This window comes from Spirillospora sp. NBC_01491, from assembly GCF_036227065.1.
In the GTDB taxonomy this organism is placed as follows: Bacteria; Actinomycetota; Actinomycetes; order Streptosporangiales; family Streptosporangiaceae; genus Spirillospora; species Spirillospora xylanilytica.
On sequence record NZ_CP109432.1, the window covers coordinates 267,414 to 289,249 of the forward strand.

A 21,836-nucleotide genomic window follows, 5' to 3' on the forward strand; every position below is an offset into this window, starting at 1 on the left:
GACGACGTATGAGGAGAGCCGTTCCGTGACCATCCGAGTAGGCGTCAACGGGTTCGGCCGGATCGGCCGTAACTTCTTCCGTGCCGTGCAGGCGAGCGGAGCCGACATCGAGATCGTGGCGGTCAACGACCTGACCGACAACGCCACCCTCGCCCACCTGCTGAAGTACGACAGCATCCTCGGCCGGCTCGGCCAGGAGGTGAAGGCCGGCGCGGACGAGATCGTGGTCGGCGGCAAGGCGATCAAGGCGTTCGAGGAGCGCGACCCGGCCAACCTCAAGTGGGGCGACCTCGGCGTCGACGTGGTGGTGGAGTCCACCGGCTTCTTCACCGACGCCGACAAGGCCAGGGTGCACGCCGACAACGGCGCCAAGAAGGTCATCATCTCGGCGCCGGCCAAGAACGAGGACGTCACCATCGTGATGGGCGTCAACGACGGGGCCTACGACCCGGCGGCGCACACGGTGATCTCCAACGCCTCGTGCACCACCAACTGCCTCGGTCCGATGGCCAAGGTGCTGAACGACACGTTCGGCATCGAGAAGGGCCTGATGACCACCATCCACGCCTACACCCAGGACCAGAACCTCCAGGACGCGCCGCACAAGGACCTGCGCCGCTCCCGGGCCGCCGCGATCAACATCGTGCCGACCTCCACCGGCGCCGCCAAGGCCATCGGCCTGGTGCTGCCCGAGCTCAAGGGCAAGCTCGACGGCTACGCGCTGCGCGTCCCGGTGCCGACCGGCTCGGCCACCGACCTGACCGTCACGGTGGGCCGCGAGACCACCGTCGAGGAGGTCAACGGCGCGCTCAAGGCCGCCGCCGAGGGCCCGCTGGCCGGGATCCTCACCTACACCGAGGACCCGATCGTGTCCTCCGACATCGTCACCGACCCGGCCTCCTGCATCCTCGACAGCGGGCTGACCAAGGTCATCGGCGACCAGGTCAAGGTCGTCGGCTGGTACGACAACGAGTGGGGCTACTCCAACCGCCTCTCCGACCTCGTCACCCTCGTCGGCTCCCAGCTCTGACCCGCCCCTCCGCCGTGGCCGCGCGACCCGTGCGGCCACGGCGGCCGTGCATCCGGAAGGACTTCGCATTTCGATGCGCACCATCGACGATCTCGACGTCAGCGGCAGGCGGGTGCTCGTCCGCGCCGATCTGAACGTCCCCCTCCAGGACGGCCGGATCACCGACGACGGGCGGATCCGGGCCGCGGTGCCCACCATCGAGGCGCTGCGGGGCAGGGGCGCCAAGGTCATCGTCTGCGCCCACCTCGGCCGCCCCAAGGGGACGGTCAGGCCTGAGCTGTCTCTCGCCCCGATCGCCGCCCGGCTCGGCGAGCTGCTCGGCACCGGCGTGACGTTCGCCGCCGACGTGGTCGGCGAGTCCGCCCACGCCACCGCCGGGGGCCTGGCGGACGGCGGCGTCGCGCTGCTGGAGAACCTGCGCTTCGAACCCGGTGAGACCAGCAAGGACGACGCCGAGCGCGGCGCGTTCGCCGACCGGCTCGCCGGCCTCGCCGAGGTCTACGTCGGCGACGGGTTCGGCGCCGTGCACCGCGAGCACGCCAGCGTCTACGACGTCCCCGCCCGCCTCCCGCACGCGGCCGGCGGGCTCATCGCCGCCGAGGTCGCGGTGCTGCGCAGGCTCACCGAGGACGTCGAGCGGCCTTACGCGGTCGTGCTCGGCGGCTCCAAGGTCTCCGACAAGCTCGGCGTGATCGACAACCTGCTGGGCAAGGCCGACCGGATCCTGATCGGCGGCGGCATGGTCTTCACCTTCCTCAAGGCCCAGGGCCACGAGGTCGGCGGGTCGCTGCTCGAGGAGGACCAGCTCGGCACCGTCCGCGACTACCTGCGCCGCGCCGAGGAGGCGGGCGTGGAGTTCGTGCTGCCGGTCGACATCGTGGCCGCCACCGCCTTCGCCGCGGACGCCGAGCACGACGTGGTGGCCGCCGACGCGATCCCGGCCGGACGGCTCGGCCTCGACATCGGCCCGGAGTCGGGCGAGCTGTTCGCCTCCCGGCTCGCTGGCGCCCGCACGGTCTTCTGGAACGGCCCGATGGGCGTCTTCGAGATGGAACCGTACGCGCACGGCACCCGCGCCGTCGCGCAGGGCCTGGTCGACTCCGGCGCGTTCACCGTGGTCGGCGGCGGCGACTCCGCCGCGGCGGTCCGGCAGCTCGGCTTCGACGAGGCCGCCTTCTCCCACATCTCCACCGGCGGCGGTGCCAGCCTCGAGTACCTCGAGGGCAGGACGCTGCCCGGCCTCAAGGCTCTGGAGGACTGACGCATGGCCCAGACCACCCCTTCCCGCAAGCCGCTGATGGCCGGGAACTGGAAGATGAACAACAACCACCTCGAGGCGATCGCGCTGGTCCAGAAGATGGCCTTCGCCCTCAAGGAGGCCGACTACGACGCCGTCGACGCCGTGGTGCTGCCGCCGTTCACCGCGATCCGGTCGGTGCAGACGCTGATCGACGCCGACCGGCTCGCGATCGGCTACGGCGCCCAGGACGTCTCCCAGCACGCCTCCGGCGCCTACACCGGCGAGATCTCCGCGGCGATGCTGGCCAAGCTCGGCTGCTCCTACGTCACCGTCGGGCACTCCGAGCGCCGGCAGTACCACGCCGAGGACGACGCGACCGTCAACGCCAAGGCACGGGCCGCGCTCGGCGCCGACATCACCCCGATCCTGTGCGTGGGCGAGGGCCTTGAGGTCCGCAAGGCGGGCGGCCAGGTCGCGCACTGCCTGGCCCAGATCGACGGCGGGCTGGAGAAGATCACCGCGGCCCAGGCCCGCCGGACCGTGATCGCCTACGAGCCGGTCTGGGCGATCGGCACCGGCGAGGTGGCGACCCCGCAGGACGCGCAGGAGGTCTGCGCGGCGATCCGGACCCGGCTCGCCGAGCTTTACGACGGCGGAGTGGCCGACGAGGTGCGTATCCTGTACGGCGGGTCGGTGAAGGGCGGCAACATCGCCGGGATCATGGCCCAGGCCGACGTGGACGGCACGTTGGTCGGAGGTGCCAGCCTGGACCCGGGCGAGTTCGTCAAGATCTGCCGGTACCGAGACCTGCCGGTCTGATCAAAACTGATCAATTCGGTGGCGACCGGGGGGTTCATGCCGAACCAGCGGGGAGTTCGTCGTACCCTTCGTACCTGACGGGTAAACGCCCGGCTCGATCCTCCGACCGTGACCATGTCCAACCCCGCCGACCGCGGGGGACGGCCCAGAGAAGGCGCTGAACTGTGATCATCGCAACGTCCATCGTGCTCATCGTCACGAGCCTGCTGATGGTGGTCCTCGTCCTGATGCACAAGGGCAAGGGTGGGGGCCTGTCGGACATGTTCGGCGGCGGCATCTCGTCGTCCCTGGGCGGCTCGTCGGTGGTGGAGCGCAACCTGGACCGCCTGACGGTCGGCACCGGTGTGATCTGGTTCGCCTCGATCATCGTGCTCGGCCTGCTGTTCAAGAGCTAGGCGCCGGCGGGCCCGGCCCGCAGATACGTACGATCGCCGCGCCGACCGCACAGGTGGAGACGGCGGCGGCACACTTAACGAGGAGTAGTCCGTGGGTAGTGGCAACGCGATTCGGGGCAGCCGTGTCGGGGCCGGTCCGATGGGGGAGGCCGAGCGCGGGGACGCGGCGCCCCGGGTCTGGGTCACCTTCTACTGCGCCAACCGGCACGAGACCCGTCCCAGCTTCGCGACCGACGTCGCGGTTCCTGAGACGTGGGATTGCCCGCGCTGCGGGTTCCCCGCCGGCCAGGACTCGGAGAACCCTCCGGCCCCGCCGAAGACCGAGCCTTACAAGACGCACCTGGCGTACGTGAAGGAGCGGCGCAGCGACGAGGACGGCGAGGCCATCCTGGAGGAGGCTCTCGCCAAGCTCCGCGACAAGCGCGCCGCGGTCAAGAGGGCTCTGGAGGCCGCCGGCCGGAGCTGATCTCCGTCCGCCCGCCGGGACGTGCGCCCGGCGCGCCTCCGGGCCCGTGCGCCGGGCCTCAGGCCCGCGCGCCGGGCCGCCTGCCAGGCGGTTCGCCCCGCCGGCCGGTCCGTCCGGCCCGCCCCTCCCGTCCGGCCCGTCGCCTCCGTGTGGAGGCGGCGGGCCGCCTCGCTGCCGGGGGCCGGTTCCGTTCCCGCCTCCGATCGCCGATGATCAGGGAATGGCCAACACACTCTTCGCCCGTTTCTTCGATCTGGCCGCCGGCCGAGCCGAGAAGCGCGGGCAGGCGGCGCTGCGCCGCGAGCTGCTCGCGGGACTGACCGGCCGGGTGGTGGAGGTGGGGGCCGGGAACGGCCTGAACTTCCGGCACTACCCGCCCCAGGTCCGCGAGGTCGTCGCCGTCGAGCCCCAGCCGTTCCTGCGCGGGCGCGCCGGCACGGCGGCGGCGCGGGAGGCCGGCGACGTCATCCGGGTGACCGACGGCACCGCCGAGCACGTCCCCGCCGCCGACGCCTCGGCCGACGCGGTCGTCGTCTCCGGCGTGCTCTGCTCGGTGTCCGACCCGGACGCGGCGCTCGCCGAGTTCCGCCGCGTCCTGCGGCCCGGCGGCGAGCTGCGCTTCTACGAGCACGTCCGCGCCGACGGCGGGTACGGGCGCCGCCAGGACCTGGTCGACCGGGTGTGGCCCCGGCTGAACGGCGGCTGCCACTGCAACCGCGACACCCTGGCCACGCTGGAGCGCGCGGGCTACCGGGTGGAGTCCCGCAGGAGGCTGGTGTTCCCGGCGACGGCGCTGCTGTCGGTGGTGGCGCCCCGGGTCATCGGCCGCGCCGTGCCGTGCTGACCCGGGCGCAGAGCCGCCGGGCCGCCGGGCCCGTTATGCTGGCCGGACGCGACTGGCGCAGTCAAGGTGGACACGACCACCGGGGAGCGAAGCAGTCCGCACACCGCGCGCCTGGGTGTACGGGACCCTCAGCCGGGGGTGCCCGCGACCCGCGTCCGGGCTCCGCGTTCGCGCCCCCGGCGTGAAGCGCGGAGGCTGTCGTGCACCAACCGCCCCTACCCCACCTGCATGACCAGGACCCGGCGATCGCCGGGCTGATCGAGGCGGAGGCCCGCCGCCAGTTCGAGAAGATCAGGCTCATCGCCTCGGAGAACTACGTCTCGCCCGCGGTGCTGGAGGCCACCGGGTCCGTCCTGACCAACAAGTACTCCGAGGGCTACGCGGGCCGCCGCTACTACGAGGGCCAGCAGAACGTCGACCCGATCGAGCTGCTGGCCGTCGAGCGGGCCAAGGCCGTGTTCGGCGCCGAGCACGCCAACGTGCAGCCCTACTCCGGGTCGCCCGCCAACCTCGCCGTCTACATGGCGTTCCTGCGGCCGGGCGACACAGTGCTCGGCCTGTCGCTGCCGATGGGCGGCCACCTCACCCACGGCTGGCCGGTCTCGGCCACCGGCAGCTGGTTCACCCCGGTGCGCTACGAGGTCCGCGCCGCCGACGGGCGGGTCGACATGGACCAGGTCCGCGACCTGGCCCTCAAGGAGCGGCCGAAGCTGATCTGGTGCGGCGGCACCGCGATCCCGCGCACGATCGACTTCCCGGCGTTCGCCGAGATCGCCCGGGAGGCCGGCGCCGTCCTCGCCGCCGACGTCGCGCACATCGCGGGCCTGATCGCCGGTGGCGCGCACCCGTCGCCGGTGGGGCACGCGGACGTGATCACCACGACCACGCACAAGACGCTGCGCGGCCCGCGCGGCGCGATGATCATGTCGACGGCCGAGCACGCCGCGGCGATCGACAAGGCGGTCTTCCCCGGCCTCCAGGGCGGCCCGCACGACCACACCACCGCCGCGATCGCGGTCGCGCTGGACGAGGCGTCCCGCCCCGGGTTCGGCGGGTACGCCCGGCAGATCGTCGCGAACGCCCGGGCCCTGGCCGCCGCGCTGCTGGAGCGCGGGTTCGACCTGGTGTCCGGCGGCACCGACAACCATCTGATCCTCATCGACCTCACGAACAAGGGGGTGCCGGGCAAGCCCGCGGCGAAGGCCCTGGACCGGGCGGGCGTCGAGCTCAACCACAACGCCGTCCCGTTCGACCCGCGCAGGCCGTTCGACCCGTCCGGGCTGCGGATCGGCACCGCGGCGATCACCACCCGCGGCCTCACCGAGGAGCGGATGCCGCAGCTCGCGGAGTGGATCGACGCGGTCGTGACGGCGGCCGGGAAGCAGGACGAGGCGACGGTGACCCGCACCGCAGCCGAGATCCGCGAGATGCTCGCCGCGTACCCGATCCCGGGCTGGGCGCCCGCGCCCTGACCGGGCGGGCGGGCGGGGGCGCGGCGGCGTCCGCGGGTGCCCCGGACGCGGGCACCCCCGCCCGGACGGCGCGGCTACCGGGCGCGGAACACGGTGATCATGCGCCAGGCGGCCGGGTCGTCCAGCGCGATGTCGGCGAAGTCCCCGTACCGCCCGACGGGCTCCAGCGCGCCGGAGAGGCGGACGGCGGCGGCGAGCTCGGTCGCCGTCCAGAACCGGTAGGGGACCACGTCGCGGATGACCCGGGGCGCGCCGCCGTCCTCGGTGACGGTCATCGTGACGTGGTCGTCGGCGATCTGCGTGACCGGGTCGAGCCGGTCGGAGGGCTCGCCCCACCGGACGGTCGCGTGCGTGCCGCCGCGCTCGACCGTCCAGTCGGTGCTGACGCTCGGGGCGTCGCCCAGCCGGTCGCGCGGGTGGGACATCTCCACGATGTACAGGCCGCCCGGGGCCAGGTGTGCGGCTGCGCGGTCCAGATGCGCGGTGAAGGCGTCCAGGGTCATCAGGTGCGAGGTGGAGTCGAGCATGGTCACCACCAGGTCGAACCGGCGGCCGAGCGCGAAGGTCGTCATGTCGTCCTGGACGACCTCCAGCTCGACGCCCGCGTCCTTCGCCGCGCGCGCCGCGTAGGCGCACATCGCCGGGTGCAGGTCGAGCGCGGTCGCGGCCGGCCCGCGGCGGGCGAACTCGCGGGCGTGCTCGGCGGGGCCGGCGGCCAGCTCCAGCACGGTGCGGACGGGCCCGTACCCGGCGCGGTGCCGCGCGCACCACCCGAGCAGCACACCGACCTCGGCGGGCACGTCGCGGAACGAGCAGGCCAGCTCGTAGGCCCAGGGATCGTCATAGATGCCGGTCACCCGGCCATCCTTCCACCGGACGCCCGGTCAGGGCGCCAGGGAGCGGTCCCGTCGGCGGGCCGGCCGGGAGGTCCGGCGCGTCCCCGGTCCCGGCGCGGATGCGCAGGTGCGGCATGGCACCGTCCCCTCGCGGTCGTGGCGTGCCCTGTCACGGGCGTCCATCGCGGTCGCGTGCGCCTGTTACGTAACCGCTACGTCAACCTGTGCCAGTGGTTTCACATTTCGGACGGGGGGTTGAGGCGCCCGCGCGGACGGCCTAGCGTGCGGTAAGTGATCGACCCCTTGAGCGGTGAGCACGTCAACGATCGACCTCCGCGCGATCCGCTGGGCACGCGGCTCCCGCTGCTCCGTCCGGGCGCGCTCGGTGAGGAGCAGCACGAGGTGTACGAGGCGGTGACCGGTGGCCCCCGCGCGAGCCGGGTCCCGCCGTTCCAGATGATGGACGGCGCGGGGCGGCTGCACGGGCCGTTCAACGCGATGCTCTACAGCCCCGCCGTCGGGCTGCCGCTCCAGGAGCTCGGGGCCGCGCTGCGCTTCCGCACCGCGTTCACCAAGCGGGAGCGGGAGATCGCGACGCTGGCGGTGGCCGCGCACCTGCGGTCGGACTTCGAGTGGTACGCGCACGAGCGGATCGGCCACCGCGCCGGCCTCACCCCGGACGAGACGGCCGCGCTCCGCGAGGGCCGGGCGCCGCTGCTCGCCGATGTGCGCGAGCGGGTGGTGCACGAGGCGGCGCGGCAGCTCGCCGCCGAACGCGACCTCGGCGACGCGGTGTACACCGAGGCGGTGGCGACGCTGGGGCGCGCCGCCGTCGTCGAGCTGGTCACGCTCGTCGGCTACTACGCCGCGCTGGCGATGCAGCTGCGGGTGTTCCGGGTGGGCGTGCCGGACGGCGAGCCCGCCCCTGACTGGGGGACGGACGCCGAGCCGGTCCAGGCGTGGCGGACCGATGCCGAGCCGGGGTAGTCGTGAGGAGACCGCGACCATGAGCGACGTCCTGCGCACCGGACGGCTGGCGCTGCATCCGCTGAGCATGAGCGACCACCGGGCGCTGCTGGCGCACCTGAGCGGGCCGGAGGTCCGCCGGCACCTGCTCGGCGACCGGACGATCTCGCCGGGGCAGGTCACCGAGATCATCTCCTCCAGCCAGCGGGACTTCGCCGTCGAGGGGTACGGCCTGTGGGCGCTGCGCCCGGCCGCGCGCGCCGCCGGGATCGACGCGGCGGTGGGCGGCGACGCGCTGCTCGGCGTCGCCGGGCTGCGCCGCCACGACGGCCCGGTCGACCGCGGTGTCGACCGCGGTGTCGGCGTCGAGATCCTCTACAGCCTGGAGCCGAGCCGGTGGGGTCAGGGCCTGGCCGCCGAGGCCGCCCAGGCGGTGCTCGACTACGCCTTCGGCGTCGTCGGGCTGCACCGGGTCACCACCGAGATCGACCGGGGCAGCGCGGTCTCCGCCGAGGTCGCCGAACGGCTGGGGATGCGGCCCTGGCGCGGGGGCCTCGACGGCCCGGACGGCCCGGACGGCGCCGCGTACTACGCGGCCGACCGGGTGCGGTGGCTCGGCTCGGGGCACAGCATCGGAGCCTGAGCCGGGCTCAGGACGCTCCGGACGCCCGTGTTCAGGCGGAGGCCAGGAGGCGCTCGATCTCGGCGGCGGGGGTCGCTCCGGCGATCATGGTGCCGTCGGCGAAGACCAGGGTCGGGGTGGCGTCCACGCCGATCTCCTCGGCGGCCAGCCGCAGCCGCGCGATGGGCGTGTGCGGGTCGGGCGGGCCGGGCGGCCTGGCCCCGCCGGTCATCCAGTCGTACCAGGCGCCGGTGCGGTCCGGCGAACCCCAGATCAGCCGGGTCGTCCGGTCGGCGTCCGGGTAGATCTCCAGCGGCAGCAGGAGGGTGTACACCGTCACGTCGGTGATGCCGGCGAGGTGGTCGCGCACCAGCTCCCGCGTGAAGGGGTCCTCCGGGTCGCCGAAGAGGGCGAGCCGGCGGCGCCCGTCGCCGCGTGCGTCGGTGAACGCCAGGTCGAGCGGCAGCTCCTCGAAGCGCAGGTCTGCCATGTCGGTTCCCCCTCCACCGGATACTGACAGGCCATATACCCGGAGGGAGAACGTCCGAATCGGCGGGCCGGGGGTGCCGGAGGTGACGGAACCCGATCGATCCGGGGGAAGCCGGTCAGAAGGTCGGAGGTGGCTGCCATCATCCCCGCATGGCGAACGCGACACGCATGACGAGCCGGCGCATGGCGACCCGGCTGGTGGAGCTCGGGATGGTCACCGAGGAGGGGGCCGCCAAGGGGCTGGCCGCCATCGGGGAGTACGCGCCCGACCTCGATGAGGAGCTGGTGGGCGACGACGTCCTCGACGCGATCGACGAGTTCGGCCTCGCGGTGTGGGTCCACGGCGAGGACGTCGACGATCTGGAGGAGGGCTACCGCGGCATCCTGCGCGAGGCGGCGGCGCTGAGCGGCGGGTCGGTCGTGGTCGGCGACGTCGAGCTGGTCCGCGACGCCGACGGCGGCGAGGCCCTGCACTTCCTGCGCAACGGCGAGCCGGTGTGGTGGCCCGTCGAGCACCAGCCCGGCGACTGCCTCGACCAGCTCACGATTATGGAGTGCATCGGCGACCTCGAGCCCGGCGGCGCCGACCCGCGCATGTTCTACGAGCTCCCGGGCCTCGACGTCTGCGAGGACGACGTGTACGTGCTGGCCACGCCCGAGCAGGCGCGGGCGCTGCGCGGGGAGTTCGGCCTCGACCTCGAGGGCCTCGACGCGCAGAAGCCGCAGTACGGGCCGCCGGCGACGGCCCCGTTCGGCACGTTCGAGTGGTACATGCAGGACGACGCCCGCACGATGAGCGAGCCCGCCCGGGAGTTCCTCGCCCGCTGGACCGCCGGGATGGACGACGCGCTCGCCCGGTGGCGGACGGAGTTCCTGCCCCAGGGCTTCCCGTTCGACTTCTCCCTGGCCTCCCTCGACGCGCTGGAGCCGCTCGTCCTGGACCGCCACCCGGGCCGCGACTCGGTCATCGCGGCGGGCGGCGGGCCGTTCGTCGAGGGGGCCGTCCGCTACATCGGGGAGACGCTGCTCCGGGTGGTGCCGAGCCGCTGGGGCTACCAGGACATGGGCCTGTCGGACGCCTACGACCGGATCCCGATGATCCGCTCGAACACCCCGGCGGGCTTCCTCCAGACCGTGGTGCCGCTGCGCCGGCTCGGCGCGCTCGCCGAGCACCGGGAGCGCGGCCTGCTCGCCGCGTCCGAGGGCTTCCTGCGCGACGCCGTCGACCGCCACCGCAAGGCCCAGGCCGCCCGGCGGCGCCCCCCGGAGACCGAGGGGGCCTAGGGCCTGTCTCAAAGTGCCTCGGTCGTCGCGCGAGTGCGTTACCTGGCCGGTGGGGCGAAGCCGGAGGCGAGCCCCATCGGTCAGATCGCGAAGCGATGTCGCGCTCGCCCAAGCACGGTCGGCGTCCGAGCCGCCAGGCGAGAACGCCGGGCCGGGGGTGTTGGGAACACAGCCGTCAGGCGAGGGCGCCGGGCCGGGGGTGTTGGGACACAGCCTAGGCCCGCGGGAGGGAGGTGGCGGCGGCCCGCTGCCTGATGAACTCCTCGGGATCGCGCTCGGCGAGCTGGCGCACGGCTGGGCCGAACCTGGCGTACCCGGCGAACGCGACCGCCCAGAGGGCGGCGAAGCGGACCCGGGGGTCGGCGTCGGCGAGCGCCGCCGAGATCCGGGCGAAGACGTGCTCGTCGTGCCCGGGGGCCGAGGCGAGGCCGAGGCGCAGGACGCCCTGGCCCCGCGCCTTGGCGTCGGCGACGCCGTCGAGCGCCCGGCACAGGTCCGGGACGGTCCACGGCTCGAGCGTCTTGTCGGCGATCCCGCCCAGGTCGCCGGGGTCGGCGCTCCAGGTGTAGCAGCCGATGCCGAACATGGCGTCCTCGACGTAGGCGAGCGCGACCCCGGCACCGGCCTGCCAGGTCACCCGGCCGTCGGTGCCGGCCGCCCGGTCGCGTTCGACGACGTCTCCCATGGGCCATTGGCGGCTCCTGGCGAACGCGTCGATGTCCTCCACTGTGGTGCCGGGGCGGAGGACGCGCCGCCACAGCCGGAAGTGATCTTCATTGCGGGGCATGCGGGGCATTGTGCAGGGGATATATCGCCCCGCGCCACTGGAACGCCGTATCCGTTACGTCGCCGATCTCAGCTCGTCACCTGTTCGGGGCGCAGCGGCGCGTGGCGGCCGGGGGCGCGGCGGCCCGGGGCGTGCGGGTCGAGGGGACGGCCGGGCCGGCGGTCTGGTGTCCGCCGGCCGGCGGGCGCACCGCCGCGGCCGTCAGTCGCGGCGCCTGAACTCGGCCCACACCGTGGTGCGCGGGCCGTCGGGCCGGTGCCCCCAGCGTTCGGCGAGGGCGCCGACGATGTGCAGCCCGCGTCCGTTCTCGCCCTCGGGCGCCGCCCGCAGGACGGGCCGCAGGCCGCCCGCGCCGTCGTCGGTCACCTCGGCCCGCAGCATGTCCCGTCCGGCCAGCAGCACGAGCGTGATGCTGCCGCCGTCGCCGGACGCGGTGTGCTTGATCCCGTTGCCGGTGAACTCGTCCACGACCAGCGCCATGTCGTCCAGGACCTCGTCCCGCGCGGACACGTGCCCGGGGACGAGCGTGTCGCGCAGGAACCGCCGCGCGTACGGGACCGAGCGCTCGACGCCGGGCAGCGTCAGGACGGCGAGGACGTCCACGCCCCGATCCGCCCCCCGCCGCCCCGCCGCCGGGCCTCGGGAAACAGGCGGCGCACTCCCCGCCTCAGTGGGTGCCATCACGAACCCTCCGTTCGGTGTCACTCGCCAGGGTCGTTGCGCGCCGTGACCTCTTCAACACCTGCGCGGAAGGTCAGAGGTATTCACACATCGCCCATCGGTAATGCTGATGTGTACGACAACGAATGTATTCGGGTTTAACGGAATTGAACTACCTCGGCACCACGTGTAACGGAGATTGGTGATATACGGCGGCCGGATCGCGGTTTTCCTCCCCGTCGAAACCGGCGGACCCGCCCGGACGGGTCAGTCGAGGGAGGTGTCGCCGAACGACTCCAGCAACGTGCGCAGGAGGCGGGCCATGGGCTCGCGGTCCTCCGGGGCGAGGTCCTGGAGCATCCGTTTCCCGTTCTCGATGTGCAGGGGGAACACCGTGTCGACGACGTCGTGCCCGCGCGCGGTGAGCCGGGCCCGGACCGAACGGCGGTCGGCGGTGTCCCGCACCCGCTCGACCAGGCCGCTCACTTCCATCCGGTCGAGCCGGTTGGTGATCGCCCCGGACGTGACCATCGTCGCCCGGATCAGCGCGCCCGCGGACAGCTCGTAGGGCGGGCCCGACCGGCGCAGCGTGGTGAGCACGTCGAACTCCCAGTACTCCAGGCCGTGCCCGGCGAGGAACTCCTTCTGTGCCTGCTCCAGGAAGCGCGCCAGCCGCTGGACCCGTCCCACCAGCCCGGTCGGCCAGGGGTCGAGATCGGGCCGCTCCCGGAGCCACAGGTCCAGCACCGCGTCCACGGCGTCGGTCATGGGGGGCCTCCGTCAACTATCTCAATATTCACAGACTTGACATTGAGACACCTCTCTGGTGAGGTATCTCAACGTTGAGATTATCAATGTGAGGAGATTCCGATGTCCCTGCTCGTGCCCGCCTACCCCGACCCCCGCTACGACGGCCCGGGCGAGGTCAGCGCCGCCTTCCGCCCCGCGGACGCCGAGTACGACCACGTCTCCCGCCCGAAGGGGAGTCAGGGGCCCACCGACAGCACCGGCACCGCGTACCGCTACCTGGCCACCAAAAAGTCCACGGACGGTGACTACGGTCTCTACCAGGTGGACATGGGGCCCGAGCCCGCCGGGCCGAGCACGCATTTCCACAAGGCCATGTCAGAGGCGTTCTTCATCCTGTCGGGCACGATGCGGCTGTACGACGGCGAAACGTGGATCTCGGCCCGCTCGGGCGACTTCCTGTACGTTCCGCCCGGTGGCCTGCACGCTTTCCGCAACGAGTCCGGCGAGCCGGCCTCGATGCTGCTGCTCTTCGCCCCCGGCGCCCCGCGCGAGGCGTACTTCGAGGGCATCACCGACCTCGCGGACCTGACCGATGAGGAGCGCGCCGAGTTCTTCGTCAAGCACGACAACTTCTTCCTCACCTGACCTTCGCCCGCCACCACGACGCCGCCGGCCCGCCCCGCCCCGCCGCCGCTCCGCCGGCCACCCGAGGCGCGGGCCGGTGGCGGCGCGCGGGCTCGTCAGTCCTCGTAGGCGTCGACGAAGCGGGTGAGGAGGCGGGCGAACTCGCGGCGCTCGTCCGCGGTCCAGTCGCCCATGGCCTTGGCGAAGTGGTCCTTGCGGGTGCCGCGGGTGGCAGCGACCGCCTCGCGGCCCGCGGCGGTGAGCTCCAGGTGGATGCGGCGGCCGTCCTCCTGTGAGGCGACGCGGCGGACGTAGTCGTGCTTGACGGCCTCGGCGACGATGCGGCTGCCGCGCGAGGCGTCGACCCCGAGGCGGGCGGCGACGAGGCCGACGCTCATCTCCTGGCCGGGCCGGTCGGGGCCCTCGTCCACGATGTCCACGACGTGCAGGACCTGGAGGTCGACGGGGAGGTGGTGCTCGCGGACGGCCGCCTTGCCCAGCCGCTGCCGGGACATGCCGCGCCGCAGCCTGACCATGCTCCGCTCGACGGCGTCCGCCGCGTCCTCGCTCATGGGGGGAGTCTAGCGGCGGCGGTTGCGCCGGTCACATTGATGCGTTTAGCATTTATATGCCTAAGTCAATCAGTGTGAGGTGCGCATGACCATGACCGCCCCGTCCGCGCCGATGAGCCGCCGGCACCGGCTGCTGGTCTTCGGCGGGCTGATGCTCGCCGGGCTGATGTCATCCCTGGACGCGACCGTGCTCAGTACGGCGCTGCCCGCGATCGTGGGGGACCTGGGAGGGCTCGACCGGCTCGCCTGGGTCTCGACCGCGTACGTGCTGGCCACCAGCGTCACCGTCCCCCTGTCCGGGCGGCTCGGCGACCTGTTCGGCCGCAAGCCGGTCTTCCTGGCCGGGCTGCTCGGCTTCCTGGCCGGGTCGGCCGCGTGCGGCGCGGCGCCGTCGATGGGCTGGCTGATCGCGTTCCGCGTCGTCCAGGGCGCGGGCGCCGGCTGCCTGATGAGCTCGATGTTCGCGCTGACCGGGGAGCTGTTCGAGCCCCGGGAACGGGCCCGCTACCAGGGCTACTCCGCGCTGATCTTCGCGGTTTCCAGCATCGGGGGACCGCTCGCCGGCGGGTTCCTCACCGACCACGCGTCGTGGCGGTGGGTGTTCTACGTGAACCTGCCGCTCGGGCTGGTCGCGGTGGCCACCACCCTGCTGTTCCTCCGGCTGCCGAAGCCGCAGGGCCGTCCCCGCGTCGACTATCCGGGCATCGTGCTGCTCGGCGCGGCGGTCACCTGCTTCACCCTGTTCACGAGCTGGGCCGGCACCCGGTACCCGTGGGGCTCGCCGGCGATCGTCGGGCTGGGCGCCGGGACGGCGGTGCTGCTGGCCGCGTGGGTGCTGGCCGAGCGCCGCGCCGCCGAGCCGGTGATCCCGCCACGGCTGTTCCGCGACCGCTCGTTCACCGTGGCGTGCGTGGTGGCCCTGGTCGGCGGCGCGACCGGCTTCGGCCTGGCCACCTACCTGCCGATGTTCTTCCAGGTGGTGGGGGACACCGGCGCCACCGAGTCGGGCCTGCTCCTGCTGCCCATGATGCTCGGGCTCCTCGCCGCGTCCCTGGGGGCCGGCCGCTACATCGCCCGGACGGGCCGCTACCACCGGCTGCCCGCGGCGAGCATGGCGATCAGCGCCGCCGGGGTGGCGCTGCTGGCCACCATGGACGCGGGGACGGGCCTGGTCACCGCCGGGCTCTACATGGCGGTGCTCGGGTTCGGCGCCGGACTGTCCCAGCAGGTCGTCATGCTCATCGCGCAGAACGCGGCGCCGCCCCGGGACCTCGGCGCCGCCAGTTCGGGGGTGTTCGCCACCCGCATGGTCGGGACCGCGGCCGGGATGGCCGTCTTCGGCGCGATCGTGTCGAACCGCTTCGCCGAGGAGGTCGTCCGCCGCGTCCCGGGCGGGGCGGTGCCCTCGTTCGACGACGCCGTCCGGCCGGAGGTGCTGGGCACCCTCCCCGGCCCGGTCCGGACCGGCGTCGCCGAAGCTTTCGCCGAGGCGTTCTCGGTGCTCTTCCTCGCCTCGCTGCCGCTGCTGGCGGTGGGGCTCGCGGCGGCCCTGCTGCTCAGGCACGTGCCGCTGGCCCCCCGCCGGCCCCCGGGCGGCTGAGCGGCCTACTTCACCTCGCGCCGGGCGAGCCGGACGGCCCCGGCGGCGAGGGGGAGGAGCAGCCACACCGCGAGCGAGGCCCCGATCCGCGCCCACTCCCCGCCGCTGACGCCCTCCTGCGTGAGGACGTCGAGGGTGCGGTTGGTGTCCAGCCAGCCGGCCGGCCCCTTCAGCCGCTGGATCATCTCGCCCAGGGTGGACCAGAGGCTCGGCAGCACGAAGTACAGCACGATCGCCACCGGCGAGTTCATGAACAGCATCCCGAACGCGGCGCCCATCATCACCATGAGCACGGTGAACAGCAGCATCGTGCCGACCAGGGACGCCGGCAGCGACCAGCTCCCGCCGGACCGCCCGAGCGCCCCGCCGAGCGCGCGGGTCAGCACCGCGACGGCGATCCCGAGCACCAGGAACACCGCCGCGAGGACGGTGCCGGCGGCCAGCTTGGCGGTCAGCACCCGGTTCCGCTCGGGCACCAGCGCGAACGTCGACAGCGCCGTCCGCTGCGACCATTCGGCGGTCACCGACAGGATGCCGAGGACCGGCAGCAGGATCGCCGCACCGGTCTGCGAGGCGACGAACAGCTCCACGACCGACTGGTCCGGCTCGTCCACGGTGAACAGCACCACGGGCATCAGCGCGACGCCGGCGACCGCGATCAGGACCAGCAGCCAGCGGCCCGACCGGGTGTCGACCATCTTGCGCAGTTCGACGGCGACGAGCCGGCCGAGCGGCGGCCGGGCCGGAGCGAGCAGGGCCGCCGGGGCGGTGGTGGCGGTCATCGCAGGGCCTCCTCGGCGGCCGGGGCGGGTGCCCCGGCGGGCGGCGGGACGGGGGCCGTCCCGGCGGTCAGGGAAAGGAAGAGCCGCTCCAGGCCGCCCCCGCCGGCCTGGCGCAGCTCCAGCAGCACGACCCCCGCGGACGCCGCCGCGCGGCCCACCGCCTCGGCCGTGGCCCGCACCGCGAACGCGCCCTCGCCCTCGGGCCGCGGATCCAGCCCGGCCGCGGCCAGCGCCGCGTGCAGCGCGGTCGCGTCGAGCCCCCGGACCAGCACCCCGTCCGGCGCGGCGAGCAGCTCGGCCTTGGTGCCCTGCGCGGCGATCCGCCCGTTCGCGATGACGACGAACCGGTCCGCGACGGCCTCCACCTCCAGCAGCAGGTGGGACGACAGCAGCACCGTGCCGCCCCGGTCGGCGAAGTCGCGCAGCATGCCGCGCATCCAGAAGATGCCCTCCGGGTCCAGGCCGTTGGCGGGCTCGTCCAGGATGAGGACGCTCGGGTCGCCCATCAGCGCCTGCGCGATCCCGAGCCGCTGCCGCATCCCGAGCGAGTAGCCGCCGACGCGGCGCCGGGCCGCCTTCGGCGTCAGCCCCACCAGGTCCAGCATCCGCGCGGCCCGGTCCCGGTCGGCGCCGATGGTGTGCGCGGTCAGCGCCAGGGTCTCGCGGCCGGTGCGCCCGGAGTGCTGGGCGGCGGCGTCGAGCAGTACCCCGACGTGCCGTCCCGGGTTGGCGATCCGCCGGTACGGGACGCCCTTCACGGTCGCCGACCCGGTCGTCGGCGGGGTCAGCCCGCAGATCATCCGCATCGTGGTGGACTTCCCCGCCCCGTTCGGACCGAGGAAACCGGTGACGGTGCCGGGCGCGCACTGGAACGAGACCTCGTGCACCGCCGGGACGTCACCGTAGCGTTTGGTCAGGCGTTCAACACTGATCATGCCTCTCAGCCTCGCGGCCGGAGGGGGCCCGCCGCGTCGGCCGATGGTCTGCGGTCGCCCGACCGAAGTCGCCGCCTCCGGCGTCCATGGTCGGCCCGCCCGGTGCCCATGGTCGGCCCGGCCTCGCGGCCGGAGTCCGGACCGGAGGTCAGCCCGCCGGGCCGGGGGCGCCCGCGTCATGCACCAGCAGGGCGATCTGCACCCGGTTGTTGAGCTCCAGCTTGGTCAGCAGCCGCGACACGTACGCCTTCACCGTCGCGACGCTCAGCGACAGCTCGCGGCCGATCTCGCCGTTGGTGCGGCCCCGCCCGACCAGCGCCGCCACCGCGCGCTCGCCCTCGCTCAGCCGGCCGAGCAGCGCGCGGGCGCGCTCCTGCCGCGGGTCGACGCCGGTCTCGGCGACGTAGGACATCATCTTGCGCAGCACCGCCGGCGACAGCATCGGCTCGCCCGCCGCGACCTGCCGGATCGCCCGGACGATCTCGGCCGGCGGCGTGTGCTTGAGCAGGAAGCCGCTCGCCCCGGCCCGCATCGCGCGCAGGATGTGGTCGTCGGTGTCGAAGGTGGTCAGGATGATGATCTCGGGGGGCTCGCGGCGGGCGCGCAGCCGCTCGGTGGCGGCCAGCCCGTCCAGCCGGGGCATCCGGATGTCCATCAGGACCACGTCCGGCCGGTGCTCGTTCACCGCGGCCACGACCTCGGCGCCGTCCGCGACGTCCGCGACGACCGCCAGGTCCTCGGCGCTGTCCAGCATCATCGACAGGCCCGCCCGGACGAGCGCGTCGTCGTCCACGATCAGCACGCGGGTGGGTGAGTCCATCCGCTTACTCTACGGGCCGGCGGCGCGCGCCACGCCCGCCCGCCGCCCGCCCGCCGCCGACCTGCGGCCCGACCTGCGGCCCGCGTCGGCGCCGCGCGCGGCGGGTACGGACGCCGGGTGCCCCTCCCTCATCGCGTGTTCCTGTACGGCCAGTCGGTGTCCGTCCTCGGCGACGGGCTCGCGGTCCTGGCGGTGCCCCTCCTGGTCCTGCGGCTCACGCACGACCCGCTCGCCGCCGGTCTCGCCGCAGCGCCGCGCGGCATCGGCCACCTGCTGGTCGGGCTGCCCGCCGGGCCGATCGTCGACCGGCTGGACCCGTGGGCCGTGCTGATTGCCTCGGACGTCGTCCGCGCTGGGGTGTTCACCGCGCTGCCCCTCCTGGCCTGGGCCGCCGCCGCCCGGCTGTGGATCGTGCTGGCGCTGGCGTTCCTGGCGGGGGCCGCGACGGTGTTCTTCGACGCGGCGCTCGCGGTCGCGGTAAAGGACCTGTTCCCCGGGGCGGGGCTGCTGCGCGCCAACTCCCTCCTGGAGACCGCCGCCCAGATCTCGCAGGTGGCCGGGCCCGCACTGGTCGGCGTCCTCGCCGCTGCCGTCGGCGTCGAGACCGCGCTGCTGGTCAACGCGGCGAGCTTCGCGATCTCGCTCGCGTCGCTGGCGGCGGTGGCGCGGCACCGGCCCGCCGCCCGCGCCGTCCCCGCCGCCCGCGCCGACCCGTTCGGCGTGCCGCGCGTACGCCGGGGGACGGGACGCGCGCTCGCGGCGGAGTTCGCCGAGGGGGTGCGGTTCGTGACCGGCTTCCGGCCGCTCCTGGTGCTCACCGTCGTGCAGACCCTGGTCAACCTGTGCCTCGCCGTGGACACGCTGATCGTCTACTTCGCCCAGGTCACCCTCCGGCTGCCCCCGCCGCTGGTGGGGGCGGTGCTCGCCGCGGGCGGGCTCGGCGGGGTCACCGGCGCGATGGCCGCGCCGCGGATCGCCGCGCGCGCCGGGCCGCTGCCCGTGATCGCGGCGGCGGTCGCGGTCGTCGCCGCGACGCTGCCGGTGATGGCGGCAGTCACGGCGTGGTGGGCGCTGGCGGCGGTGAACGCCGTCCAGCTCGGCGCGGTGACGCTGGCCGGCGTCGTCAACCGCAGCGCCCGCCAGGCGTGGGTGCCGCGCCACCTGATGGGACGGGTGACCACCGTCGTGCGGTCGCTGTTCCTCGCCGCGACGCCGCTCGGTGCGGCGGTCGCCGGGGCCGTCGCGGGCGCGTCCGGCGGCGACCCCCGGTCGGCGTTCCTCGGCGCCGGGCTGCTCACCGCCGCGGTCATCGCGGCCGGATGGTTCGGCTTCCTGCGCCGCTGCGCGGCGGGGCTCACCCCGGAAGGGGCAGGCTCGCCCTGAGCCGCCAGCGGTCGTCGCCGGTGCGGCCGTGCTCCAGAGTGCCGCCGACCATGCCGACCCGCTCGCCGAGGCCGACCAGCCCGGCGCCCGCGCCCGGCAGGCCGAGCGGGACGAAGCCGGGCGGCAGCGGGTTCACGATCTCGATCGTCAGCCCCGCCGCGGCGGGGGAGTCCACCGTCACCAGGACGCGGGCGCCCGGGGCGTGCTTGCGCGCGTTGGTGAGCCCCTCCTGGACGATGCGGTACGCGTGCCGCCCGATCCGGGCCGGGACCGCCGCCGGATCGGGCACCAGGCACTCCAGGACGACCCGCGCCCCCGCCCGCCGGGACTCCTCGACGAGCGCGGGCAGGTCGGTCAGCGTCGGCTGCGGGCGCTCGGGCTCGGCCTCGGCCGCGTCGTCGCGGAGCACGCCGATCACCTCGCGCAGGTCCTCCATCGCCTCGTAGGCGCTCTTGCGGATGATCCCGGCGGCGCGGCGCTGGTCGAGCGGCGCGTCCGGCCGGAACTCCAGGGCGCCCGCGTGCACGGCCAGCAGCGAGATCCGGTGCGCGAGGACGTCGTGCATCTCGCGGGCGAGCCGCTCGCGTTCCAGCAGCCGGGCCTCCTCGACCCGCAGCCGCTGCCCCTCCTCGGCCTGCCGGGCCCGCTCGGTGAGCGATTCGATGAGCTGCCGCCGGGACCGGATCAGCATCCCGACCGAGATGATCACCGTGTAGGAGAGCAGTACGACGGTGACGCCCTCCACGTACTCGCGGTCCGTCTGCATCGGCGCCAGCCGGAAGACCACCAGGACGCGGGCGGCGTCGAGCGCCGCGATGCCCGCGGTCGTCCGCCAGGACCGGTGCACCGCGAGGGTGAACAGGGCCATCGCGCTCGCGCCCATCGCCGAGGACGCGAGCGTCTCCATGACGCTCAGCAGTAGCGCGACCCGCACCGGCCACCGACGCCGGAACAACAGTAGGACGGTACACGCCAGGGCGCCGATGGGCAGGTCCCGGGCGATCTCGGTCCGCTGGGTCGCGGGGTAGGTCTCCAGCGCGGCCTGGAGCATGATCAGGCCCAGCCCGGCCGCGACCGCGGTGACGGCCACGTCGGCGGCCCGGTTCCGCGCTTCGCGCCGCAGGTCCACCGGGCCCACGATATCGACGCCGCCGGGCCCGGACAGTGGGCCGTGGTCGATGGGCCCCAGACTTTGGTCGCGGCCCGCCGGCCCTCGCGGGTCCGTCAGGTGAGGGGCTTGCCGGTCACCGGGGCGCCGAGCGCGCTGCCCTTGAGCCACGCGTCCCACGACTTGGCCCACGGCGTCGGGCCGTTCCCGAACCGCAGCCTGCGGGTGGTGCCGGTCACCTCGATGATGTCGCCGCGGTTGGTGAAGTCGTAGAACCACTTGGCGTCGCCGGGGGCGGCGTTGACGCAGCCGTGGCTGACGTTGGCGTTGCCCTGCGCGCCCGTCGACCACGGCGCGGAGTGCACGAACGTGCCGCTGTAGGTCATCCGGACGTTCCACTTGGTGGGGGTGCGGTACGCGCCGGGGTCGCCGGTGGTGGCCGAGTCCATCACCATCGCCCGGTTCTTCTCCTGCGCGATCATCACGCCGCTGTAGCTGTCGTCGCCGGGCTTGCCCAGGCTGACCTTCATGGTGCGCACGGTGCCGCCGCCGTCCTTCACCGTCGCGCGGTGCGACTGCGCGTCGATCGTGGTGACGTGCTTCGGGCCGACGGTGAAGCCGAGCGTGCGGTCCTTCACGCCCCACACGCCGTCGCCGACGTTGAGCCCCGCGAGGCGCGCGGTCACCTGGACCTTCTGGCCGGACGGCCAGTAGTCGCGGGGCCGGAAGTTGACCTCCTTGTCGCTGATCCAGTACCAGGCGCCCTCGACGGGCTTGGACATCCGCACGTCGAGGGCGCGTTCGACCGCCTGCTTGCCCGCCTTGGTGGGCACCGGCTGCGTCAGCAGCAGCTGGACCGGCATGCCGACGCCGACCTTCTCGCCTTCCAGCGGCGACATGCCGCTCTCCAGCTTCTTACGCGGCGTCAGCGTGGTGAAGGAGGACTTCGCGGTGACCGGTCCGTTGCCGCCGCCCTGCGCGGTGAGGGTGTAGGCGGTCGCCGGGCGGAGCGGGCGGGTCGACCGCCACGACCGCCCGTCGGCGGCGAGCCGGCCCTCGACCTTGCGGCCCTTGGCGTCGGCGAGGGTCACCGCGCCGAGCCTGCCCTGGTCGGCCTTCACCGTGACCGGCTGGTCGGGGGCGACCCGCTGTGTCCCGGTCGCCGGTGAAAGGGTCAGCTTCGCCGGGGCGGCCTTCCCCCCGCCGCCGGAACCGCCGCCGTCGCCGCCCCCTGACGAGCATCCGGCGGCGGTCGCCACCACCGCGCATGTGACCACCGCGACCGCGGTTCCCGTCCGGCTTCTGCGCACCTCGCTACTCCTCAACGCTCGACGCGGGATTCCATCCCGTTC

General features: G+C 73.9%; 24 protein-coding genes and 1 riboswitch. Of the genes, 13 read left to right on the forward strand and 11 right to left on the reverse strand.

Annotation, left to right across the window (positions count from 1 at the left end):
* The first annotated feature begins 25 nt into the window (after positions 1 to 25).
* The 7 genes from gap to glyA all read left to right on the forward strand — a co-directional run bounded on the left by gap (position 26) and on the right by glyA (position 6,266).
* Complete coding sequence (gene gap, locus OHA34_RS01250) at positions 26 to 1,030, forward strand: type I glyceraldehyde-3-phosphate dehydrogenase (RefSeq protein WP_285943765.1); 1,005 nt, start codon at positions 26 to 28, stop codon at positions 1,028 to 1,030.
* Positions 1,031 to 1,103: 73 nt separating this feature from the next.
* Positions 1,104 to 2,291 carry a phosphoglycerate kinase gene (locus OHA34_RS01255; RefSeq protein ID WP_329520428.1) on the forward strand — a complete coding sequence of 396 codons (1,188 nt, stop codon included), beginning with the start codon at positions 1,104 to 1,106 and terminating at the stop codon, positions 2,289 to 2,291.
* Positions 2,292 to 2,294: 3 nt separating this feature from the next.
* The gene (gene tpiA, locus OHA34_RS01260) at positions 2,295 to 3,089 is read left to right on the forward strand and encodes a triose-phosphate isomerase (protein WP_285943762.1); all 795 of its coding nucleotides are present in this window, start codon (positions 2,295 to 2,297) and stop codon (positions 3,087 to 3,089) included.
* Between the two features lie 164 nt (positions 3,090 to 3,253).
* Positions 3,254 to 3,484, forward strand: coding sequence for a preprotein translocase subunit SecG (gene secG / locus OHA34_RS01265; RefSeq protein WP_285943761.1), 231 nt, complete (start codon positions 3,254 to 3,256; stop codon positions 3,482 to 3,484).
* Between the two features lie 91 nt (positions 3,485 to 3,575).
* Positions 3,576 to 3,950, forward strand: a complete 375-nt coding sequence (locus tag OHA34_RS01270; RefSeq protein WP_285943760.1) for an RNA polymerase-binding protein RbpA — start codon at positions 3,576 to 3,578, stop codon at positions 3,948 to 3,950.
* Between the two features lie 220 nt (positions 3,951 to 4,170).
* Positions 4,171 to 4,794 carry a class I SAM-dependent methyltransferase gene (locus OHA34_RS01275; protein ID WP_285943759.1) on the forward strand — a complete coding sequence of 208 codons (624 nt, stop codon included), beginning with the start codon at positions 4,171 to 4,173 and terminating at the stop codon, positions 4,792 to 4,794.
* Between the two features lie 39 nt (positions 4,795 to 4,833).
* Positions 4,834 to 4,918, forward strand: a riboswitch (ZMP/ZTP riboswitch).
* A 76-nt stretch (positions 4,919 to 4,994) separates the two neighbouring features.
* Positions 4,995 to 6,266 (forward strand): serine hydroxymethyltransferase, encoded by a 1,272-nt coding sequence (glyA, locus tag OHA34_RS01280; protein WP_329520429.1) that lies wholly within the window; start codon positions 4,995 to 4,997, stop codon positions 6,264 to 6,266.
* Positions 6,267 to 6,340: 74 nt separating this feature from the next.
* Here the strand turns inward: glyA and OHA34_RS01285 are convergent, their stop codons facing one another.
* Entirely contained in the window at positions 6,341 to 7,123 is a 783-nt protein-coding gene (locus OHA34_RS01285; protein ID WP_329520430.1) for a class I SAM-dependent methyltransferase, read from the reverse strand.
* Between the two features lie 270 nt (positions 7,124 to 7,393).
* Between OHA34_RS01285 and OHA34_RS01290 the strand changes: the two genes are divergently transcribed.
* Complete coding sequence (locus OHA34_RS01290; protein ID WP_329520431.1) at positions 7,394 to 8,089, forward strand: carboxymuconolactone decarboxylase family protein; 696 nt, start codon at positions 7,394 to 7,396, stop codon at positions 8,087 to 8,089.
* A gap of 19 nt (positions 8,090 to 8,108) precedes the next feature.
* On the forward strand, positions 8,109 to 8,711 hold the full coding sequence (locus tag OHA34_RS01295; RefSeq protein ID WP_285943754.1) for a GNAT family N-acetyltransferase: 603 nt from the start codon (positions 8,109 to 8,111) through the stop codon (positions 8,709 to 8,711).
* A 31-nt stretch (positions 8,712 to 8,742) separates the two neighbouring features.
* Here OHA34_RS01295 and OHA34_RS01300 read toward each other — a convergent pair whose 3' ends face one another.
* Positions 8,743 to 9,180, reverse strand: a complete 438-nt coding sequence (locus tag OHA34_RS01300; protein WP_285943753.1) for a DsbC family protein — start codon at positions 9,178 to 9,180, stop codon at positions 8,743 to 8,745.
* Between the two features lie 149 nt (positions 9,181 to 9,329).
* On the opposite strand from OHA34_RS01300, the gene OHA34_RS01305 reads away from it, so the two are divergent.
* On the forward strand, positions 9,330 to 10,463 hold the full coding sequence (locus tag OHA34_RS01305; protein WP_329520432.1) for a hypothetical protein: 1,134 nt from the start codon (positions 9,330 to 9,332) through the stop codon (positions 10,461 to 10,463).
* A gap of 214 nt (positions 10,464 to 10,677) precedes the next feature.
* On the opposite strand, the gene OHA34_RS01310 is transcribed toward OHA34_RS01305, so the two are convergent.
* The 3 genes from OHA34_RS01310 to OHA34_RS01320 form a co-directional block, all read right to left on the reverse strand.
* On the reverse strand, positions 10,678 to 11,250 hold the full coding sequence (locus OHA34_RS01310) for a HEAT repeat domain-containing protein (protein WP_285943751.1): 573 nt from the start codon (positions 11,248 to 11,250) through the stop codon (positions 10,678 to 10,680).
* 201 nt (positions 11,251 to 11,451) lie between these two features.
* The gene (locus OHA34_RS01315; RefSeq protein ID WP_285943750.1) at positions 11,452 to 11,853 is read right to left on the reverse strand and encodes an ATP-binding protein; all 402 of its coding nucleotides are present in this window, start codon (positions 11,851 to 11,853) and stop codon (positions 11,452 to 11,454) included.
* A gap of 324 nt (positions 11,854 to 12,177) precedes the next feature.
* Positions 12,178 to 12,678, reverse strand: coding sequence for a MarR family winged helix-turn-helix transcriptional regulator (locus OHA34_RS01320; protein WP_285943749.1), 501 nt, complete (start codon positions 12,676 to 12,678; stop codon positions 12,178 to 12,180).
* Positions 12,679 to 12,780: 102 nt separating this feature from the next.
* Here OHA34_RS01320 and OHA34_RS01325 point away from each other — a divergent pair, with 102 nt between their 5' ends.
* Positions 12,781 to 13,305 (forward strand): cupin domain-containing protein, encoded by a 525-nt coding sequence (locus OHA34_RS01325; protein ID WP_285943748.1) that lies wholly within the window; start codon positions 12,781 to 12,783, stop codon positions 13,303 to 13,305.
* Between the two features lie 95 nt (positions 13,306 to 13,400).
* Here OHA34_RS01325 and OHA34_RS01330 read toward each other — a convergent pair whose 3' ends face one another.
* Positions 13,401 to 13,856: a MarR family winged helix-turn-helix transcriptional regulator gene (locus tag OHA34_RS01330; protein ID WP_285943747.1), complete on the reverse strand. Its 456-nt coding sequence runs from the start codon at positions 13,854 to 13,856 to the stop codon at positions 13,401 to 13,403.
* An 85-nt stretch (positions 13,857 to 13,941) separates the two neighbouring features.
* On the opposite strand from OHA34_RS01330, the gene OHA34_RS01335 reads away from it, so the two are divergent.
* Positions 13,942 to 15,456 carry an MDR family MFS transporter gene (locus OHA34_RS01335; RefSeq protein ID WP_285943746.1) on the forward strand — a complete coding sequence of 505 codons (1,515 nt, stop codon included), beginning with the start codon at positions 13,942 to 13,944 and terminating at the stop codon, positions 15,454 to 15,456.
* A gap of 5 nt (positions 15,457 to 15,461) precedes the next feature.
* Here OHA34_RS01335 and OHA34_RS01340 read toward each other — a convergent pair whose 3' ends face one another.
* From OHA34_RS01340 to OHA34_RS01350, 3 genes are all read right to left on the reverse strand, one after another.
* Positions 15,462 to 16,238, reverse strand: a complete 777-nt coding sequence (locus OHA34_RS01340; protein ID WP_285943745.1) for an ABC transporter permease — start codon at positions 16,236 to 16,238, stop codon at positions 15,462 to 15,464.
* Positions 16,235 to 17,173, reverse strand: coding sequence for an ABC transporter ATP-binding protein (locus OHA34_RS01345; protein WP_329520433.1), 939 nt, complete (start codon positions 17,171 to 17,173; stop codon positions 16,235 to 16,237). Before OHA34_RS01345 ends, OHA34_RS01340 begins: the two co-directional genes overlap by 4 nt.
* A 148-nt stretch (positions 17,174 to 17,321) precedes the next feature.
* The gene (locus OHA34_RS01350; protein WP_329520434.1) at positions 17,322 to 17,993 is read right to left on the reverse strand and encodes a response regulator transcription factor; all 672 of its coding nucleotides are present in this window, start codon (positions 17,991 to 17,993) and stop codon (positions 17,322 to 17,324) included.
* Between the two features lie 117 nt (positions 17,994 to 18,110).
* On the opposite strand from OHA34_RS01350, the gene OHA34_RS01355 reads away from it, so the two are divergent.
* The gene (locus OHA34_RS01355; protein ID WP_329520435.1) at positions 18,111 to 19,376 is read left to right on the forward strand and encodes an MFS transporter; all 1,266 of its coding nucleotides are present in this window, start codon (positions 18,111 to 18,113) and stop codon (positions 19,374 to 19,376) included.
* Here the strand turns inward: OHA34_RS01355 and OHA34_RS01360 are convergent.
* Both OHA34_RS01360 and OHA34_RS01365 read right to left on the reverse strand, forming a co-directional pair.
* Complete coding sequence (locus OHA34_RS01360; protein WP_329520436.1) at positions 19,348 to 20,505, reverse strand: sensor histidine kinase; 1,158 nt, start codon at positions 20,503 to 20,505, stop codon at positions 19,348 to 19,350. The two genes, OHA34_RS01355 and OHA34_RS01360, sit on opposite strands and share 29 nt — an antisense overlap.
* Positions 20,506 to 20,600: 95 nt before the next feature.
* Complete coding sequence (locus tag OHA34_RS01365; protein ID WP_329520437.1) at positions 20,601 to 21,794, reverse strand: L,D-transpeptidase; 1,194 nt, start codon at positions 21,792 to 21,794, stop codon at positions 20,601 to 20,603.
* Positions 21,795 to 21,836: the final 42 nt, after the last annotated feature.

Bases quoted from the DNA above. Each gene is read 5' to 3' on its own strand.
- OHA34_RS01255 (WP_329520428.1), top strand. From the start codon at position 1,104: ATGCGCACCATCGACGATCTCGACGTCAGCGGCAGGCGGGTGCTCGTC.
- tpiA (WP_285943762.1), top strand. From the start codon at position 2,295: ATGGCCCAGACCACCCCTTCCCGCAAGCCGCTGATGGCCGGGAACTGG.
- OHA34_RS01275 (WP_285943759.1), top strand. From the start codon at position 4,171: ATGGCCAACACACTCTTCGCCCGTTTCTTCGATCTGGCCGCCGGCCGA.
- OHA34_RS01295 (WP_285943754.1), top strand. From the start codon at position 8,109: ATGAGCGACGTCCTGCGCACCGGACGGCTGGCGCTGCATCCGCTGAGC.
- OHA34_RS01300 (WP_285943753.1), bottom strand. From the start codon at position 9,180: ATGGCAGACCTGCGCTTCGAGGAGCTGCCGCTCGACCTGGCGTTCACC.
- OHA34_RS01305 (WP_329520432.1), top strand. From the start codon at position 9,330: ATGGCGAACGCGACACGCATGACGAGCCGGCGCATGGCGACCCGGCTG.
- OHA34_RS01310 (WP_285943751.1), bottom strand. From the start codon at position 11,250: ATGCCCCGCAATGAAGATCACTTCCGGCTGTGGCGGCGCGTCCTCCGC.
- OHA34_RS01320 (WP_285943749.1), bottom strand. From the start codon at position 12,678: ATGACCGACGCCGTGGACGCGGTGCTGGACCTGTGGCTCCGGGAGCGG.
- OHA34_RS01325 (WP_285943748.1), top strand. From the start codon at position 12,781: ATGTCCCTGCTCGTGCCCGCCTACCCCGACCCCCGCTACGACGGCCCG.
- OHA34_RS01330 (WP_285943747.1), bottom strand. From the start codon at position 13,856: ATGAGCGAGGACGCGGCGGACGCCGTCGAGCGGAGCATGGTCAGGCTG.
- OHA34_RS01335 (WP_285943746.1), top strand. From the start codon at position 13,942: ATGACCATGACCGCCCCGTCCGCGCCGATGAGCCGCCGGCACCGGCTG.
- OHA34_RS01340 (WP_285943745.1), bottom strand. From the start codon at position 16,238: ATGACCGCCACCACCGCCCCGGCGGCCCTGCTCGCTCCGGCCCGGCCG.
- OHA34_RS01345 (WP_329520433.1), bottom strand. From the start codon at position 17,173: ATGATCAGTGTTGAACGCCTGACCAAACGCTACGGTGACGTCCCGGCG.
- OHA34_RS01350 (WP_329520434.1), bottom strand. From the start codon at position 17,993: ATGGACTCACCCACCCGCGTGCTGATCGTGGACGACGACGCGCTCGTC.